Here is a 20,874-nt window from a genome sequence, read left to right as displayed (position 1 = left end):
CTGCGAATCGATTTCATGAATCGATTTCGTTCAATCAAAAGTCAAAAACCAGCGGAGCGGTCCATGAAACGACCATCGATCTACGTCAAAATGAAAGTCCTCGGAGCGATCGAAGTCGCCCCCGGAAAAACACGTCACGAGAGAATCCACAACGTCGCGGCGATGACGTTCCTGGACGACCAAGGAGACCCACACCAGTTCACCTGGCGGACCATCCAAACGTGGTACTACCGCTACAAAAACGACGGCATCACCGGCATGAATGCTTCACCGCGAGCCGACAAAGGCAAGCCACGCAAGGTCACGCCCGAAGAAGTTCTCGAAGCGATCAACACCGCGCTGCCGCACTTTGTATCTGCGAAAACGGGGCACAAGAGGACGCCCACCAAGTCAGCCGTCTATCGGTTCTGCATTGAAAAGGGACTCCTGCACGCTAGCCAGATCGCTCTGACCACGTTCTGCCGCTTCGTCCGTGAGTACGAATTACTCAAGGACGATCCAGGCGAAAATCGACGCCGACTCGCCTTCAGCATGCAGTACGCCAACCAACTTTGGCAGGCCGATACCATGTTCGGACCGCACATCGGTGGCCGGCAAGCCAAGCTGATTGGCCTGATCGATGACGCCAGTCGTGTGCTCTGTCATGGCGAATTCTTCTTCGAAGAGAACACCGATTCGATGATCAAGGCGCTTCGCTCGGCCTTCTACAAACGAGGCTTGCCCGAACAGCTATACGTTGACAACGGCTCGATCTACTGCAGCCAAGAGATCACGCTGATCTGCGCCCGCGTGGGCTGCATCCTTCGTCACACCGCCGTTCGAGACGCCGCCGCGAAAGGGAAAATCGAACGCTTCTTTCGTCGCGTGCGTGATCAATTTCTAATCCGCAAACTCGACCTCTCCTCGATCGACGCTCTCAACAAACAGTTCACTCACTGGGTCGAACACGACTACAACGCCACTGTACACACGACCCTCGGTATGAAGCCGATTGATCGCTTTGGTGTGGATCTTTCTCGGATCCGATTTCTCTCGCCATCGGAGGATACCGACGAGTTGTTCTACGCCGAGGCGACTCGCAGTGTCAAAAAGGACAACACGTTCAGCTTCCAAGGCGAGCGTTACGAAACTCCGATCGACTTGCGTGGCAAGAAGGTCACGCTGCGGCATGAGCGACATCACCAAGGTGTGGTCGTCGTCTACGAAAACGATCGACGCATCGGCAAGGCCCGGTTGCTCGATGCCGTCGCCAACGGCATGAAACGCCATAAAGACTCATAAATGCCCGGCAGCCAATCCACCGTGATCCAACTCCTTCTTTTTCCAAAAGTCCACCTCACCATGATCCGTTCTTACTTCGGCTTGTCCGAAAATCCCTTCGCGCTACGCGACATCCAACTACTACAACATCAGCAGGAAATCCATGACACGCTCCGAGTCCACAGCCAACAAGGCGGCCTATGTCTGGTCGTCGGCAGACCCGGCACCGGCAAATCCGTGATCAAAGAATCGCTCAAACGACTTCCCGAGAAAGAGTACTTGGTCGCCACGGTTGCACGCACACTGCACACCTATACCAATACAGTAAAAATCCTCTGTGAAGCGTTTCGGATTGAGTTTGAAAGCTCGGCGTTCAAGTGCGAACGCAAGCTGATCCAGCAAGCCTTCAGCCTCAATCGCAGTGGCAAGATGCTCGTCACGGTGATCGACGATGCCCATCTGATGGCGATGGATAACCTTCGCCGACTACGACTCCTCTTGGAAGATTTCCCGAAGAATCACAACCTGATTCTGGTCGGCCAGCCGGAGTTGCTCGCCGATCTGGACTTGGCGGTCAACCTGGATTTGAAAAGCCGGGTGACGTATTCGGTGATCACCAAGCGGTTGCACGACGATGTGATGCGCGCGTTTATCGAACGTGAACTCGATTCGATCGGTCTAGCGCACAGCACGTTCACTGCTGGAGCAACGGAGTTGATTATCCGCTCTGCCGATGGAGTGTTGCGCAAGTGCCGCAACCTGTGCTTAGCGTCGATGCTCGAAGCGGTCCGAGCCGCCGCTGGAACGACGATCGATATCGACTTGGTCAATCGCGTGTTGCTTCAACCGCACTGGCAAAACGAAGTCGACCTAACAGATTTTTAAGACCCAAAAATGCTCCCTCCCCTCCCTCTAACTCCAGGCTTCTGTTATGAAGATGACGAACGACTTACTCCGCGCGATCCGCAACGATCTACCGATGAAACTGACGATCGTTCGGCTCGGCCAGCACGGTCCGATAGCGAAACAAAGCGACGGCTACTTCCGTTTCCAATGCCCATCGTGCAAAGAACTTCGAGCGACCGTGAACCCGAAGAACAATCTCGCTCATTGTTTTAGCTGCGGCCAGAACTACAACAACATCGATCTGATGATGACGCAGGGCCACGACTTCTTGCCGGCGGTCGACATCCTGAGCAACTGGCTTGTGCAATACCAAAGCGACCTCGGCCAAAGAAAGTCTTCGGCCTAATCAGTCAATCGCATCGGCCCCCAGCCAAAGCTCTTTCAATCAGTGCGACCGCTTTGCCCAAGCGATCGCACTTTTTTAATGCGCTGAGCACACACGGCTCCGAGCACACACGGCTCCGAGCACAACAGGTTCGAGCACAACAGGTTCGAGCACAACAGGTTCGAGCCTCGACTCGGTCGCTCCTATCGCACAGCCCCGAAACACGCTCTCCAGAATTCTCAACAATTCGGCAAAAGGACCATTTCGGGCTTCAAATCCCTACAGTCACAATTCGGCAAAAAGTGCGACCGCAATTCGGTCGGTAACACCTAGATGAGTCATTTGTTTCCGCTTCCAATAGATAGCTTTGAAAGCCTGCCGTAGCAGTGCCAGTTGTCGGATAGCAAAACCAAAGACGTCGCCCGGGATGTTGCTGGCCAGCCCACATGTAAGCAGCAACGGTTTTGCCGCTGCCACATCCTGCCTCGACAAGCGTGACGCTTGCATCGGAACCAGCGATTTCTGTTTGGAACTCTCGCGGTGGATGACCGTCCAGGCGATTGATTGCAATGGATTCGAGTTGCCCTGGCGAGGGGCGTCGGTTCAGTGTTTCAGCGATCCAGATTTGTCGCTCTGATTCCGTGTCGAGGTGTTCCCACAATGCCGATCCTGCGACGTCGCTGGCGACAAGGCATGCTTTCACACACGCACAAAAACGCCTCCAGCATACATCCGAGTCGAATTCTCTGAAATGGTAATCGGATAGACGCTGGGTCATCGCACAGAAGAGCTTCGGTCGATCATGATCTCGTGCGCCACCGTGAACAATCGACGGAACCAGCAAAGGGGGTTCGGCAAGAAAAAACTGCGATTGAATTTGTCGTAAACACAAATGAAAGTCATGATGATCAACGAACACGTCAATAGATTCACTTTTGAAATCTTCAGCCGGCGGAGAACTCCTCTCATGCTTCGGATGATGCCCTGCGATAGCCGCCATGGCGACGTGCCAGCATCGCTCGCAATCATTGACCGCAGGCAGCAGCCAAGCTTTCACAGCGGGTTGTTCGGCCAGCCAAACCGAAATCCATTCGTGGCGGATGGGCTGATGCAGCAATTCCCCCGCGATCATGCGTTGAAAATGATCGTTGGCTTTTCCTAAATCGTGGATTGCGGCTGATAAAAGTACGGTTTGACGAAAACGCTCTTGCCACTGGCAAGGCTCCAGGCCAAACGCACTCAATTGATCGAAACCACTCTTGTTGACCAGGCTGCGTGCGGAGTCGAAGACGTCCGCAAGGTGCTGTTGCAGCTTGGCGTGTTGCGAATTCGAATGCGTGAAGTTCTCAACACTCTTGGCAAGCAAAACATTCGGCATCGGTCTGTCATCGGCTAAAGAGGTTTTCATCGGTCACCAAAGGAAGTGTTTCGCTATACTAACGCATACCATTGAAGAATGCACACTTTAGCGATGCAAGTGACACGTTTGGTCACCCTCATCAGAAACCTGGGCGGAGCGGAAAAGGCAAGTCGATGGAGAACCGCCCACCAGACGGCATCAGTACGAGTCCAATTCAGAGACTCAGGCGGGGCCAACACTTTGCAGGTCCGTGTCCAAGCCTCAAGTTTGAGCTGTGACTGTTGTTGTCTGAGTAGAAGGTCTCAGCCTCTTCCCAATTGCCGAGTTCTTGACGCGTCATCCGAGCTCTGGTGGCGTCCACCCGGGTTACCAATGGCTTCATCATCCTTCAGCTCATTTACGACTGCCGCTTTGGTGGGGTTTGACCCATTTGTATCGTCGTTGCGAGAATGTCAAAAGAACAAAAACGCCACGAAACCGCGCGTCGGTGGGACTACACCCTTCCGTTGTCTTATTCGGTTCTTCTCGGAATTGAGTGGCACTGAAATCGCGATTTGATTGCTGGGTGGCTACACAGCGTGGTGGATTTTCAAGGCATTGACTCCTGCGTCCAATGATTTCTTTGCCTCGCGAAAGGTTAGGCGACACACTGAATTGTGCCGGGAAATACGGACGCGGGCACGAATGGCGTGGACGCAACCTGCAAAGGGATATCTCGGTCGATAACGCGCCAATGGTGCGAAAAGTCCTCGACGGGAATGCTCCCGTCGGGGACTTCCTTTTTTGCTCATGGGACGCAGGAGTCAATGCCTGAAAAATCCAACATCCGGCACCCCTGCCACTCAATTCCGAGAAGAACCTGCCAAGAAGCCTTGGTCGCTACCGCGTTTCCCGAATTCACTCGCACACAGTCCCACCCACTCGGACTGCTCGTCTGTGATCACCGGTGACAAAAACCCGTTGCCATCCATTGTCGACCGACGGCTCCGCCCGTCGTGAGCATCCCTACCACCTCATCGGGATCAAAGATCTCACACCGCGCCCTTCGAGAAATCACGCACCTCGCATCTCCAGGGAAACTACCACAAGCGTCAAAACGAGGGACTCCCTTCGGGTGGGTGAAATCAAGCTGCTTGAGAAAGTGATATGGCCCTTTGCGATGCTTGACATGAGTCGAGCGAGGAATCGCTTATGGGGCCGGATGCACCCCTATGGAGCCTGATCTCGCCGTATCAAAAGGCTTTCGCCGCGTGCTTCCCAAATTCATTCAATTTGGAAACCTTAATTCTCGTCGCACCGCTGATTTCTTGGAATTCGAGTACTCCCGATTTGGGATATTCGTCATAGCCGATTGCCTTTGCAAAGGCTGTGACCACCAGGCCAACCTTATCAGCCGACGCGTTGACATTCTCTAGTGTCTCAGCTTGCGCGGGATCGATGGATCGAAAGCTGCTGCTTACTAGCAGTCCGTAGTTCTTGTCACTATTCGCTGACTTTTCAATGGCCAGAGGCGGGTTTTCGTTTGTTCCAACCTGGGCCGCAGTTAGACCGCTGTAGGTAGAACTGGCATTGACAAATGAACCGAATTCGATAGTCCCAGGATTTGCTGCAGCAGCAATTTCGGCCCATATTTCTTGGTGAGCACGGATAAAGTGACCCACCCGACTTCTACGAGGGACAAAGCCCTCGTAGTGACCACCATCGAGAATATTCGCCGACAGTCTCACGGCCACCTCAAATGCCGCCGTGGCTGAAGGCGTCAATTGTGCATCCACGACCGCCTGAGCACGAGCTTCTACGACGTAAAATACTGCCACAGTCGCAATAGTGGTGACTAACCCCGCGGCAACTACAACTCCCAACAGGTTGTACTCACCACTTGGATCGTCAACGTTGACGGGGTCGTTGCCGACAAACGCATATGCGTTCTGAGAAATTGGAGTAGCTGTCAAGCCTTCAAAGGGATCCTGGCTATTGAATGTGCCTGTCGACGGTACGTATACTCTGGCCCGAAGGAAATCGATCGCAAGGACGGTATCCCGCAACTCCTCGTTAAATTGCAGTTCAAGGGAATTTTCGACCTGGGGTTCGAGCAGCACCCCGTATGCATCGTATGAGTGTGTCGCAACGACATTCCCTGTCTGATCAGTGCGCATCCGTACATTTCCCTGGCCGTCAGACAGGAGGTGGTGAGACTCAGTCGGGCCAGCAATAAACCCAATGCTGTTTGCAAATCCATAGTGGTTCGAGACGATTCCGTCATGATCATATTGCAGCAAGACAGTGTCGTGCTCCTTGTTAGTATCGTAGACAATGGTTTCAACGGAACCATTTTCGCTTCGCGAGATCAAATTCCCATCAATATCAAAGACGTAGGTAATCTCAAAACTTGTGCTGCCGTCGGTAATACTTACTTTCTGCATACGGCCATAACTATTCCAACTAGTTTCGACAGTTCGACCACCCGAGGCTGTCTCTTTGACCACTCGCCCGGACGCGTCGTATTCATAGTCAATTTGCTCAGCACCATCTGACCGTGAAAGAAGGCGACCGCGAACATCAAATGTACTGATTTCTGTGACGTTTTCGACGAGATCACTCTTTCGCACGCGATTCCCGAGCTTATCGTAGTCGTAGGTCTGCCAAAGTACGATATCTCCATTGGAAGCTACGGTACGCTCCTCAACCAATTCACGACGTTCGCTGTAGGCAAAAGAGGTATATGTTCCGTCCAGTTCCGTGACACCGACGATCCTCCCAAGTGCGTCAAGATCGTAGCGATAGGAGGCAAGCGTCTCGTCCGCCTTTGACTGGACAATCTCGACGAGCCGATTTCGAAGGTCATACTCACGACGCTCGGTTATACCGTTGGGAAACTGCGTCGTGATAAAATTGCCGTCCGCGTCGTACTCGTAGCGCGTCGTCAAACCGTCTTGGTCGCTCATGGCAATAATCCGACCGAGGAGGTCATAGTCGTAAGCGATTTCATAACCATCCGCTATGACACTCGCAACCTGCCCGGTTGCGGTGTAGGTGTAGTCAACGCGATTCCCGAGCGAATCGGTTCGAGAGGCTAGCTCGCCTGCTGGGCTGTATTGAAAAGTTGTTGTTCCATTCGCATCCCGCTGCTCGCGCAGGCGGCCACGGTCATCATACGTGAAATTTTGCGTCGCACCATCGAAGTACCTGACTTCGTTAGTGATGCCTAGGTTATCCCTGACGTATACGGTTGATTCGCCTGCTTCGTTAATGAAACGTACGAGCCTCGACTCCGAATCGTATTCGGTGGCCTCTGAATTGCCATCGGGATACATGACCAATGTTCGGTTCCCCGCCGCATCATATCTAAATTCAGTAACATTCCCGCCTGCATCTGTGATGGAGGCGAGGCGATCAGCTTGGGTATATTCGTATTTAGTAACGATTCCATTTGGCTCAACCACCCGCGTTAGATTTCCGGCAGGGTCGTAGCCGTACCGCGTCATCACTCCAAGCTCATCGATCGCTTGGATTGGCCGTCCGCTACTATCAAGGGTCATTGTGACTTGACTCCCATCGGCGAATGACTTTTGAATCAGGTTCCCGCTTGCATCGTAGGTAAATTCGGTCGACTTCCCGAGCGGAGTCGTCTGTTTTGTTACCCTGTTTTCCGCGTCAAACTCGAACGACAGTTTGTTTCCGTACGGATCAATTATCGCCACTCGCCTTCCTAGAGGATCGTACTGATAGGTCGTTGTCCCCTCGCCAAAATCGGTTTGACTGAGTATCCGGCCGACCGAGTCGTAAGTCCTCGTCCAGAGCCTACGTGTACTATCGTCAGGTAACAGCTCCATCAAACCAATCAGACGACCAAGTGCATCGTATTCATAATGGTAAGCACTCCCATCTGCGTAACTCAGGGAAGTCGTACGGCCCACCGCGTCGTAAGTCAGGCCTGTTGCAACTCCATCTGAGTTCGTGGAAGAATTAAGTCTCCCGGTCGATGAGTATTCGGTTGTCCTAACTTCGTGCAATGAATTTTCGACACTCACCGGATTTCCGGATCGGTCGAAAGTCGCAATGTTCTGGCCTCCAATCGGATCCGTTTCGACCAACAGTCGACCACTCGCATCGTAGGAGTAAGTTGTCTCCGCGATTTCTTGCGACGTCGGATGTGGTAACCGTTCACGGCCTACGGCCATGAACGAGTAGTGTCTGATGATCCGAAGCGATGCATCGTGCTCAGTCAACGGACTGTCCTGTCAAGCTCACTGACATCTCTGCTGCGATGGATCTATATGTCGTGACAATTGTATTGATGTGATGTTCGTGATTTCCATCCACCTTAAACGCTCGTGGTCGTGAGTGGAAGGTTTTCTCAGGCATCTCTGAAGTGTCCAATGATTTTTTCAATCCGGCGGGCTGCCGTCGATGCACGCACTTCGATCGGTTGAGCCCTTTTTGCCCATTGGACGCAGGAGCCAATCCTCCGAAAATCCACCATTCTGGATCTCCACCGCTGAAACTACAGCAGAGTGAGGCTACGAACTATCACAGGAGGCTGGCAGTAGACTCGGCGACGGCTCGCCCCGAAGAAACTGGCTCACCGACTCAACCAGAAATTCAAACACGCTGCGACCTTGCTGCTCGCAGGTTACCACCACGGTGCAGATCCGTTCAAACCAAGCTTGACCATTCTCGCCACGCGTTCCTTGCGTCATCCGGCGATGAATCGCCACAAACCGAATCGCCTGCTCGGCCAGATTGTTGGTCGGGCCGATCTGCGGGTCACTGATGAAGCGAAAGTAGTCTTCGAAGTGATCGTAGAAACGCTTTGCCATGTTGGCGGCGTGTTGTGTATCGGGTTGTTCGCCAGTCGCATTCCAAACGATCTCATTGCGGATGCGTTCGAGCGACTGGCGAAACGTTGTTTCGCTGGCGAACTCATCGCGGCGAGCAATCGTCTTGAAAAGCTTGCGAAAGTCTTCACGCAACCGCTGCCCGTAAACCTGGTTGGCGTGCTCAGGGTGGCTGCACAGAAACTTGATGTCGCGAATCAGGTGAGCGATGCAGAACTGCAGCTTGACGTTCTTATCAAGTCGCATGTATTTGTGGTATGCCGAGAAGTAGTCGCAACCGATCGTGCCATCGAATTCGGCTCCCAGCGTTTCCAGCAACACCTTGCTGCCGCGACTCGGAGAAATCCTAAAAACGGTAAACAGGTAGGCACGAAAGCACCAGGTCCAGAGTTTATTGCCGTCGTCTTTGTGACCCGTCTCATCCACATTGAGATGGCTCTGCTGGGAGATCGCGTCCAGCAATTCTTGATAGGGATCGGCGATGCTCTGGCTGACCTTGCCGACGAGCTTTTGAATCAAGCCACGACTGAGCGTCACGCCGACGATATCACGGAAATACTTTCTGATCTTCGTAATTGACATGTGGCAAACGCCTTTGAGCCAACCGATCAGAGCGGTCATCTTCGGCCCTACCAATCCAGCCCGTTGAATGTCATCGGGCAAGGCACAGTGATGCGTTTTTCCGCAGTCTTGGCAGGTTTGGCCGACCCGTCGGTGCTCGGTGATCGTGATTGGTTTATCGATCAGCTCCACGCTCTGGAGCGTCTTGTAATCAAGGTCGCCTTCGCATAGCGAACCACCACAGCAGGGACACTCGTCGTAGCGATACTCAAGGATGAGATCGACTTGCTCATCCAGAAAGGATTTCCGCTCGTGGCGTTGATGGCCGAGTTGTCCGCCCCGTTTTCGTTTGGGAGGGCGGCCTGGCTTTTTTCGTTTGGGTGGTGGGTTGGTGATATCGCTCGAAGGTGGCTTGGACGATGTCGCCGAGTTTTTGCTTGCCTTGGCAAGTTGATCTTGGATCGCGGCAAGCTGCTTCTCTAGCTCAGCTATTCTGGCAGCTAATTGGACGCACTCTTGGCACTGGTTGCTTGCTTTTCCATCCATGATCTCAGCATTCTAGCCGGTGTCGCCAAATCGACCGATAGCAATTTCACTGCAGAAATCCTGAAATCTCGATGCGTTCAGGGCCGAAGGCCGTGAACGGTTACCGGATGTGAGATGGAGGACTTTGTAATCCGACCGTTCGCGTCTCGCATGATCTCAAGTTGCTGTCCAACCGCATTGCTTGACATGATAAGCCGACCAGCCGGCGAATACTGAAGTTCCGTCCAGTTGCCGTCTGGGCCTATAATTCGTTGCAAATTGCCATGTTGGTCGTAGGTCCAAGATGTCTCTTGTCCTCGGTAGTCTATATGTGAGGTCAAATTCCCAGATTCATCGTAGGCAAACTTTTCGGAGAACCCGAGCCGATTTGTGCGTTCAGTGATTTGTCCATCTTCGAAACGTTGGTAAGTCCGTCCACCAAGCGCATCGACAAGCGTAACCAAGTTTCCTGCTTGGTCATACTCAAATTGGTTCGTTGCACCATCCGATTCGGTAAGCCCACGTAAGTTCCCATTGGAGTCGTATCGATACTGACGGACATTCCCCATTGGGTCCGTTGCGCTAGTGATTTTTCCAAAATCGTTAAATACTAGGGTTCGCTTGTTGCCAAGAGCATCAGTGATCTCAGAGGATTTCTGCGATGGGTCGAACAAGGCTGTTGATGCATTGCCATCAGCATCGACTACACCGGTTAGTCTTCCATTTTCGTCATACTTGGATGACAAAACTGGCGTTCCAAATTGATCCACAATCTCGTCCAAGAGTGGCGGTGACTGAGAATCGTAACCGATGGATACGGCCTCACCATTGCGGTCACGGACCGCTACAAGCTGATCTCCCAGGTATGAATACACGATCATGCCGCCAAGCGAATCTGAGATTGACGTTATTCTTTGTTGCCGGTCCCTCGAAATTAAAGCTACCGGGCCCAAACTCGATTCGATACCACTTCCAGTAAATCGCAGCGAATTGCCATTGCGATCTATTGCAGAATTTAGCTTGCCAGTTGCACCATCGATCCGATAGGTCACCTGATCACGCGTCGTCAGCACATATGCCCCTCCAAAGTCGGGACTGGCTGGGTTGTAAGGTATGCCACCTGGGGCGAATAGTTCGCCCTGTTCGTTGACTTGCAAGTAGCCGCTCGTGCCGGTCGACAGGGTACTGGTCACGCCGGGGTCGGGGGTGAACCGCGGTCGGGCGAGCACCAGATTGTTGCCGCCAAAACCGGGGAGGACACGGATTTCAGGGTTGAACGTGAATCCTTGGCGGCCTTGGCCGGGCACGTTCAGGTAGACCTTCACGCCGGGGCGCATCGGACTGTAGATGCCGATGTCTTCCAGCCCGCTCTTGGGTAAGCCGACTCGCAAATCCGTGTCGCGATACTCCAGTCGCCATCCGTAACCAAAGTCGCCCTCTCGATCAGCTTGCAACGTGTCATAGATGCGTGTGATCTCGATCGGGATGCCGGCGACGGGAATCACCATGTCGGTGAACGATAGTCGGAAGTTGCCTAGTTTGAGCTCTCCCGCCAGTCCGATGTGATGTTCAACGACGTTGACGACGCCAGCATTGGTAGCGACTTCGAGGCGTATGACGTATTCGTCGTTTAGCAAAAGGGTCGTGTCCCAAACACCGAGCTCCCCATTGGTGACGGGCGTTGTGCTTTCTAGGAACTCTGTAAATGAGGTCTCATTGACGTGCCGGTACGATAGCTTGTACGCCGCAAAGTCAGCGTGCGATGCCGTTCCGACAATACTAACCATGCCCGTGACGGCATTGGTATCCGCGGGACTGGTGATGATCGCCGTCGGAATGTCTTCTGTGCCAGCACCGCTCCAGCCTTCTGGGAAGTCGTAGTCAAACTCGATTGTCTTTTGCGTGATGTTGCCGTTGGTGTCGATCGCCGTCGCGGTCGCAGTGATCGTCGCAAACGCCCACTCCTCGAAGGTAAACGTCGCCGTTCCCGCGGCATCGAGCGGAATGGTCTTTCCATTGGCCTGCAAGGTCAACGAAGCGATCTCGACATTGTCAATCGCACGCACGAAGACGGTAAAAGGCCCCTGCCAAGGCAAGATGTTGCGGCTTCCATCACCGAGGTTCTCGATCAAACTCAGTTTCGGAGCGATCAGGTCCTCAATCACCTCAAGCGCAAAGGCTTGAGTCGCTTCACCACCACGCGGATCAGTCACCTTCACAGCAAAGTCATGCAACCCGATCAATGCCACTGACGTTGCCCATGTGATCCGGCCGAACGTATCGATCGTCGCGCCATCGGGTGCATCGGTGAGTTCGAACGTCAAGCGATCCAGATCCGCATCGCTTGCTAACACGTTGTAGCGAAGCACTTCGCCAGCGGCGACGTTGACGGGTGGCGAGCCTGAAAGCAGTGGCGTTTGGTTTTCGGCAAGCACATCGAACTCGAACGATTCAATCGCCGCGGCACCACCTGAGTCAGTGGCGAGGAGCGTGACCACATGCTTGCCGACTTGATCAGTCGCAGGTGTCCACACGACATTGCCGGTGGCCCCATCGACCGTCATCCCATCGGGCCCTTGGCGAAGCGAATAGACAATCGGGGTCGACTCAGGATCGGTAGCGAGAAGCTGATAGTGGTAGGCGGTCCCGACGGCGCCGAAGCGTGGTGAATCGCTGGTAATCGTCGGGGGCAGATTGGGCACTCCATCTGCGACACGGATCGCAAACGCTTGTGTCACAGCACCACCAACGCCATCGGCGATTTGGACCACGACATCATGCCGGCCCATTTGATCGGCGGTCGGTGTCCAGCTAATTTCACCCGTTACTTGATTGATGGTCATGCCCACTGGCGCGGTCAGCAAAGTGTGGACGAGCGGATCGCCCTCGGCGTCGCGTGCTTTGGCTTTATAGAGGTATGCGGTACCGACGGCAGCTTCTGTCGGCGGGAAGGACTCAAACCGCGGCGGACCGCCAAACCGGGTAGCGGTCAATCGGAAAGTTTGCAGCGTCGTTTTACCCGCTGGATCCGAAACCTCGATCGTCACTTCGGTTTCACCTAACTGGTCGACATCTGGGACCCAGCGCAGGGTGCCGAGCGACGGATGAATACTCATCCCAGCCGGGGCTGCGAGCAGCGAGAACGATAGCATGTCACGATCTGGGTCGATGACATCCATGTCATATCGGTACTCCTGACCCACGACGGTTGCGGTAATTGGAACCGATATGATCAACGGTGCGGAGTTCGCGTCCGCTCCAGTAACCTGGATCGAAAACGTTACGGCTTGGGGCTCCGCGTCGGCAGTGATTGCAGATACTTCGATGGTTTGTTGACCGAACTGTGCCGCTGTCGGTGTCCAGACCAACGCCCCGTCGGACTGGATCGTCAAGCCGTTGGGGCCGTTGGTTAACGACCACATGACGGGCCGACCGAGAGCATCCGTGCCACGAATTTGGCTGAGGTAGCCTTGATCCACCACCGAGGTGTTTCGCGGTAAATCGAGCGTGATTGGAAACGCCGTGGGCGAACTGGACTGAACGGTGACCGTCCACGCGACAGATGCCATCCCGCCGTCTTGATCAACCACTTCAACCCCGAAATCAACATCCCCGATATCCGCTGCGGTGGGATTCCAGGTCACTCGCCCGGAGGACTCATCGATCGTGGCACCTGCTGGCGCCGTTTCTAGAAAGAAGCTGAGACTTGCCGATTGAGCGTCTTGAGCGACCACATCATGAACGTAGGCGAGATCCGCATACGCGGTCGATGGCGGGACACTCGTCACGACAGGCGGTGTGTTGGGCGGGGCGACGCCGATGACGAAGTCATGCAGGGAGATCGACCCCGATTCAGAGGTGGCTCTTAGGACCACAGTATGATCGCCGACTTGATCGATCGATGGCCGCCAAGCGACCAGCCCGCTCGCCGGATCGACTGTCATGCCGTCGGGGCCGAGCGATAGATCGTAGGAAATGGCGCCAGCTGAAATGCTCTTAGCGACCGACGCATAGCGGTACGTCTGTCGGGCTTCGACCGCACTTGGCGGGGTCGTAACAAAGTGAACACCCGCGGTGACGGAGGTGTTCGTCGGTGCGAGCACAAAATCGTTATCCGCCAAGATTTCGTCGGTCGCCAAAGTGATCGACAAGCCATCTCGGCCCTGGGTGTCGGACCAACCGGCTGGCAAATCAGGCCGGAGCGTATAATCACCGGCCGCTAAACCCGTCAGCGCGTAGTCACCGTTTGAATCCGTCAGTGCCACCGGCTCGCCAGCGTCTCGCTGACCATTCTGATCTAAGTCCGCGTACACGCTCCAGTATGCGATTGCGGCGTCGTCTTGCGTGCGGAGCTTGCCGCGAATATGGCTCAACGACAATTGTTCGATTGCCAAATCAAACGCAGTCTCTGCGCTCGCTGAAACGGATACATCGCTGCCCGTTGGAGTTTCGTAGCCAGCAACCGGTAAAATTCGTAGCGGATAGCTTCCCGGCAGGAGGCCGTCCAAGCGATAGTTACCATCGGCATCCGTTGTGGCGGATACTTCACTCGGATCGGGATACCCGTTGGCGTTGGTGTCGATGTAAAGCTGCCACCCATTCAGTGACCGTTCGACCGGGGCGTCTTCAACGCCGACGTCGTTTTGAACGCCGTCACCATCGAGGTCATTGAATAGATGCCCCACGATACTGCCGCGAAGTTCCGGCACGATTTCTATCTCGAATGACTGCGTATCGAATCCCCCGCGACCATCGTCAACACCAATCGTGAACGAGTGCAGACCGGCGTCAGCAAGCCCCGACGTCAACGTGGGGGCGGCGTCCGCCGCGACGCGGTAGCCGTGGTTCCCCGCGCCCGAATAGTCGCGAACCGTTTGCGTGTTCGGCAGATCAAAACGGTAGTCCAGTACCAAATGAGGTTCGTTCTCATATTGTCGTCCCAGCCCTTCTCGAATCTGCTGCGGAGTGCGAGCGACATTCCAAATTCGATAATTGTCGATTTTTGCATGGGTGGCCGATGTTGATCGACCACCGATCTGCGTGTCGGCGTTCTCGTTGAAGGCTAACGGTTGTGGATTGGGGGTCGTCCCCGAACCAACCGCGACGCCGTCGACATAGAGCGTGGCCGTACCGGTTGCGGCCTCATACGTAAGAGCGACATGATACCAGCGCCCAGTGACGGGCGAGACAGGAACCTCGAACCTGATGCGGTCAGCACTGTTATCAAACGATAGAGTGACGCGCAACAACTGATTCGTTTCAACGACAGTGACGTCGTAAGCGAGTCCGTTGCGTCCCTCATCACCCATCAGCAATTGGAATCGCGGCAGCGTGTGTAGGTTGTACCAGCCTTCAACGGTGATACTGTCTGGTTTGAGTGACGGATCAACAGGAGCGACGATGTTGCCCGGTTGACCATGCATTCCCAACACCATCGCTTGATCGGGACGTGCATCCCACTGCACGTGTCCGCTGGTCGGGTCGATTGTGGCCCCCGCAGGTGCATCGATCAGTCGATAACGCAATGCATCGCGATCCCCATCGATCGCCGCGGCAGGATAATCGAACGTTTCACCGGCGCCGATTTTGGCGACGGGTTCGGTCGCGATCAGTGGTGCTGCGTTGTCACGTGCTGGCACGACATCGATTTTGAATGACTGCGTCGCAACGCCTCCACGCCCATCATCCGCACTGATCGTCACGTCGTGAACACCGACCTGGTCCGGCGAAGCAGCCCATAGCAGCTCACCCGTTTCACCATCCATAATCAGGCCACCGGGACCATCGACAATCGCGTAGATCAACGTGTCATCATCCGGATCAATCGCGTCGGAATCGTACCGGTAGACTTCGTTGGGATCGAATCGGTTGTAAATCACACTCAGGGTATCGTCACCAAAATTGGTCACGACGAGATCGGTACGCCCGTCTTCGTCGGCATCCGTTAGAGCAACGCGAGTCGGCGAGTCACCGACGGCGACGTCTTGAGGTTTGGCGAATTGGTGATTGCCCCGCCCATAGAGAATGCTCAAGACATTCTCGCCGGGCAAGACGGCAGCAAGATCAACGTTACCATCGGAATTCAGATCGACGATTGACACGTCCGCAGGCGAACTCGATAGAGAAACATAGACCGGTGACGCCACCGATGCGGAGCCAATCTTGCCGAGAATCATCAGCCGATTGGAATCGGGCAGGGTGACGACCGCATCGACACTCTGATCTCCATCGACGTCGCCAAGAACCACTCGGCCAGGACGATCGCCCAGAGCAATTGGTAGCGGTGTGGTCAGCACGCCGGTCCCATCACTCAGGAAAACCCAGAGGGCTTGTTCGCCTTCGTCCAGAACGACGAGATCCTCAAGGTCATCACCGTTGAGATCGGCCGTAGCAATATCGATTGGTGCGTCACCGACCGCGTATTCGGTTGCCTGATAGCCTTGGTCGACGTTACCGCTGAAGACGGAAATCGATCGGCTCGCACGATTCGCGGTGACCATCTCCAGCAGGCCATCGCCATCAAGATCCGCGGCCGCGACTGCCTGGGGCGCCCGTCCCGTGAACAGATCCGGTTGACGTGAGAGATTGCCAAGCGAATCGCCCACAAACCATTTCAGTCGATCATTGGCTTCATTGATCGCCAGGACTTCTTCGTTGCCGTCGCCGTTAAGATCGACCGATAGCAGGTCGACGAGACCATCACGAACGCCAGCGAAGATTGCCGTGTCGTTTGCGTTGTAATTACCTGCCCCCTCCACCACAAACGTCAAATCGAGATGGCCGTCATGGTCCAGGTCCCCAAAGGCAGCTTGCGAGGCAGATCCCATCATCCCCACCTCAGTCGGCTCCTCGAAGGTCCCGTCCCCCAAGCCACGGTGGATGACGATCGTTGTACTGCCCGCGCCCGTTTCCACCATGTCGATATGGCCGTCTTGGTCAAAATCGATCAGGTAGCTATCGCGACCTCGCTGGTCCGTTCCCCTGTTCGAGTAGAAGTCGGTAGGCAGGAACGCCCCGTCGCCAAGACCGAGAAGAATCCGCGGGCCATAGGTCGTGAACGATACCAGATCGGCGCGGCCATCCTCGTCGAGATCTGCAGTGGCAAAGTCACCAGGGGAGTAATACCGAACGCCGAGACCGCCCCAAAAGGCATCTTCAAAGGCAAACGTCTCAGCAGCAAATTCAAAATTGCCCGCACCATCGCCCGCAAACACGACCAACTTCATGGGCTCACCGGCAAGCTGGTCGGCCAGGGCGATATCGAGGATTCCGTCACCCGTAAAGTCGGCCGTCGCGAATGACTGATCCCAGTTCGAGACATTGACACCTTGGCCATCGACCGTTGTGCGAAAAGTCCGCTGAAACGTTCCTGGGTTTTCGGGATCATTCAAATGGACATCGATTTGGCGTTCAACGCTGGTCTTGGCAATAAAGTCAGGATAGCCATCGTTGTTGAAATCGGCGATTCGTGTCGCCGAGTATCCATAGAAGCTGGACTCAACGAGCTGGTCATCACTGATTTCAAAGGTTCCATCGCCATTGGCGAGTGCGACGAAATAACGAGACCCATAAGTGTTGGCGCGGGTGGCAACCACGTCCGGCAGTCCGTCGAGATTAAAGTCGGCGATCGATCCAAACGCACCCGCTCGAGAAACTCCGAACGCAGGAAACGGATCCGCAAAGGTTCCATCGCCGTTGCCGAGGAACATTTGCGAAGACCGTAGCGAAAGCAGGTCCAAATCACCATCACCATCAAAGTCGCCAGGGTGGACTTCACTGTCTTTGAAATCGTCGGTCCAAGGAATCGTGCGCGTCGCGCCAAACTCACCCGGTCGAGTCCCCAGACGAATGCCGACACCATTGAAATCATCGCCGCTAGTGAAGTACGAATAGTCGATCACTCCATCGCGGTTGTAGTCACCGAACATTCCCCCGCGTGCGATATCGTGATTCCCGGAAAACGAACCGCCAAAATTGAACATGGCATAGTCGGTTCGAGTGAATTGGCCACTCCCGTCATTGAGCAAGATTTGAGTCGCGATGGAATCACCACCGGTAGTGCCAAAAATCAAGTCGAGATCGCCATCGCCGTCGATGTCGACAGGGTCGTCGCTACCGGCGTCGTTGCTACTATTCCGATGGAAAGAGGCCCCCTCTTGATGAGTGAAATGGATGCCGTCGCCGTCGCCGACGAACAGATTGAGCTGTGCGTCGACGACGTGGACATACGCAATATCGAGGTTCCCATCGCCCGTAAAGTCTGCGATTCGCAGCCAGTCGGGATCGTATGTGAATGCGGATCCTGGGGGATCCATTTCAGCGGCCAATGCAAAGTTGCCCTCGCCGTCACCGTGATAGATTTGGATATTGGTATTGGAGCCTGCGATGGCAATGTCGATATGCCCGTCGTGGTTCAGGTCCGCCACGTCGGCTGCTCGTACGGAGTCTAAATAGCAGCAGTTTGACCCCGATCCAGCGGCCGCAATCATCGTGGGTGCGGCAAAGGTCGCCTCGCCCAAACCACGCATCCACATCAGTTCATAGCTCGCACCAAAACCAAGTGCTGCTGTACGCCCGACAAGGTCGACGATGCCGTCCTCGTCAATATCCGCAATGCGAAAATCACTGATATTTTTGTCGTAGGTTGTCTCTGTATGCGGTGCAAACGTGCCGTCGCCGTTGCCCAGAATGGTCACTAACGTGGATGATCTGCGTTCCACCGCTACGACATCGACAAATCCGTCGCCATTGAGGTCGCTCGCAATGAGATTGCGAGCACCATTGGAACTCGGAGGAACCAGCGAGGCGATCACGTTCGGCGCGCCGAAGCCGCCATCGCCATCGCCCAACATCGCAACGATTTCGAGTGTTCTGATTTTGCCTTGAGTCCACTCGTACCGATAGGTCATCGCCACGAGGTCGAGAATTCCGTCACCGTTAAAGTCCGACTGGTCCATTCCCACCACGTCGTTGGCGTCATAGGATGAAACAAACTGCGGTAGCCCTAAATCGACGCTATAGCCAACATCGAAAGGTAAATCAGTCGGCCGTGGTTCTCCCGTTGAGATCGTCGTTCGGTCATCGAAGCGGTCATTGTTCTGACCCGACAGGATTGAAAGCGTTTGGTCTCCAGCATTCGTCGTGACCAATCGGGGGCCCTGGAAGCCGCTGATGACGGCAGCCCCCGATGGATTCTCCCCGGTGGCCACGGTCGTGATTTCAAATCCGCTCGATGCAATCGCGTCGGTGACCGGGTCCGTGGTGAAATTGGGTGGACGGTTTTGTAGGGCCCCGAGCACCTCGATCGCAAACGACTGATCGACGTACAGGCCAAACGGATCGGTCGCGCGCAAGCTCACCGAATGCCTGCCGATATCCTCGAGGGCTGTATCCCAGTTGAGCTCTCCGCTATCCGGATCGATGGTCAGTGATGAGGGCCCCGACACCACGCTGTACGTTAACGACTGGCCATCCTCGTCGATCGCGTTTGCGGCGTATCGATACGTACGGCCCGCTTCGATCTTGTCGTCGGGCGTCGTGTCAAACCCGCTCGGTGCGACATTGAGATCACCCAGGGTGGTCAATCGATACTGAAATCGCTGCTCGCCGGGGTTCGTGAACCGAATCTCTCTCGAGCGTGTCGATGCCCCCGCCGCGAGAGCTCCATCGATGTAGCTGGTCATGTCAAAATACGGTCGTCCATCGGGCAGCAACCCATCGGGGTGCATCACGTACGTTTCGACGCTCGAAAATTGATCCAGCACCACGATCATTTGCCCCGTCACCGCTTGGTTGCCGTGGTTGGTCACGACCAGGTCGCTGATCACTTGCGATCGGTCGGACGTATACGATGTCCGCCCATACTCGGCCTGCATGCTCGAGGAAACGTCTTCGAGATTGTCCAGAACCAGGGGCTGTCGATCGCCGACGGCGTCGATGGGCTCTCCTTCATAGTCCAACGGCGGCAGCTCGAGCCCCGTAATCGGTTTGATGTCGCGGACCACGATCGACGAAACATCGTCTCCATCGTTGTTAACGAGTCGCGCCGTGACGATCACCTCTGTACCGGCAGCGAGGTGCGCCAAATTGATCACGACCTCATGCGTCGTCCCTGACGATACCGAGCCATCGTCCACGACCGCCGCCGCCCCGGCAGCGATTCCGGAACCCTCGGACCAATTCAATGATGCCGTGCGGCCAAACGCATAGGGTTGTGTGACACGATTGCCCTCCAGGTCCGTCACCGTGACTTCGAATGAATCCTGCATCGAGTCGGTCGACGAGGTGTCAAACTCTGGCGTATCAAACTGCAGTCGCACACCGGAGTTTTCCGCCGGCAGGACGACGTGACTGGTCAGTTCCGTACGCAGCGAGGTGCCTTCGGACAGCTTGACGTGGCATCCGTATGCCTCATAACTCCCCTCAAATCCCTGGGCAGCGTCATTGGGGGTCGAATCAAACTCGAATCCTGGATAGAAATCGATATCATTGAGTGTGTTGATGACCAACAGGGCATCCAGCGCCGTGACACTCCCGTCACAGTTCACGTCGTAGTACGGAGGGCGCTGCGCATCAGGCAAATCCGTCACCAATCCCGCGCTGTCTGGATCGCTATAGACTCGATTGTTCAGTTCATTGATCACCGTCAACGCATCGAGCGCAGTGACTCCAGCGTCCGCATTGACGTTGGGTGAATGCAGCACGTTATGCCAGATCGCCGCAGCGAGCATGCGGCGACTCTCGAGAGCCTCGTACCGGCAAACGCGATTCCTGCGCCGTGGGTGTTTCCGGCCCTTGCGAGCACCCGTTTTGAATAAGCGGGAATGACTAAAAAAATCTCGATTCGTCATTGGATTGTGCAATTGGAATAGTGAGTCACGACCGTGAGGAAGGTCAACGTCTGGCCAAAGAATAGAATCTTTCCGAATCCAGATTGTACCCGAACTGTTCTACGGGGGGGGGGTAGCGGGCCATGAAATCCTATCGCCGCTCAGGATGCCGCACAAATGTGCACATGCGTTCAGAAGACTGTTTGAGCCACGCCCCCCGCGACGACTTCCGCGGCGGCGCGAAGTCACGTTGAAAGAAAAGCCCGATCG

The 20,874-nt window shown here is 55.0% G+C and carries 7 protein-coding genes; 3 read left to right on the top strand and 4 right to left on the bottom strand.

The window, feature by feature from the left end:
- The first annotated feature begins 63 nt into the window (after window positions 1-63).
- From SH410x_RS09395 to SH410x_RS09385, 3 genes are read left to right on the top strand one after another with little or no spacing between them, the layout of a single operon-like run.
- On the top strand, window positions 64-1,281 hold the full coding sequence (locus SH410x_RS09395) for a DDE-type integrase/transposase/recombinase (protein ID WP_473670640.1): 1,218 nt from the start codon (window positions 64-66) through the stop codon (window positions 1,279-1,281).
- Window positions 1,282-1,341: 60 nt separating this feature from the next.
- On the top strand, window positions 1,342-2,145 hold the full coding sequence (locus SH410x_RS09390; protein ID WP_473670642.1) for an AAA family ATPase: 804 nt from the start codon (window positions 1,342-1,344) through the stop codon (window positions 2,143-2,145).
- A gap of 46 nt (window positions 2,146-2,191) precedes the next feature.
- On the top strand, window positions 2,192-2,512 hold the full coding sequence (locus SH410x_RS09385) for a hypothetical protein (protein ID WP_473670643.1): 321 nt from the start codon (window positions 2,192-2,194) through the stop codon (window positions 2,510-2,512).
- Between the two features lie 250 nt (window positions 2,513-2,762).
- Here SH410x_RS09385 and SH410x_RS09380 read toward each other — a convergent pair whose 3' ends face one another.
- From SH410x_RS09380 to SH410x_RS09365, 4 genes are all read right to left on the bottom strand, one after another.
- Window positions 2,763-3,899, bottom strand: a complete 1,137-nt coding sequence (locus SH410x_RS09380; protein WP_473676247.1) for a CRISPR-associated endonuclease Cas3'' — start codon at window positions 3,897-3,899, stop codon at window positions 2,763-2,765.
- Between the two features lie 1,184 nt (window positions 3,900-5,083).
- A complete protein-coding gene (locus tag SH410x_RS09375; protein ID WP_473676246.1) occupies window positions 5,084-8,080 on the bottom strand; it encodes an RHS repeat-associated core domain-containing protein in 2,997 nt (998 codons plus the stop codon).
- A 291-nt stretch (window positions 8,081-8,371) separates the two neighbouring features.
- Window positions 8,372-9,796, bottom strand: coding sequence for an IS66 family transposase (gene tnpC, locus SH410x_RS09370; protein ID WP_473669496.1), 1,425 nt, complete (start codon window positions 9,794-9,796; stop codon window positions 8,372-8,374).
- A gap of 77 nt (window positions 9,797-9,873) precedes the next feature.
- Entirely contained in the window at window positions 9,874-20,505 is a 10,632-nt protein-coding gene (locus SH410x_RS09365; protein ID WP_473676245.1) for an FG-GAP-like repeat-containing protein, read from the bottom strand.
- Window positions 20,506-20,874: the final 369 nt, after the last annotated feature.

It is taken from the genome of Rhodopirellula sp. SH410 (assembly GCF_055811895.1).
This window is presented reverse-complemented; position numbering and strand designations above follow the sequence as displayed.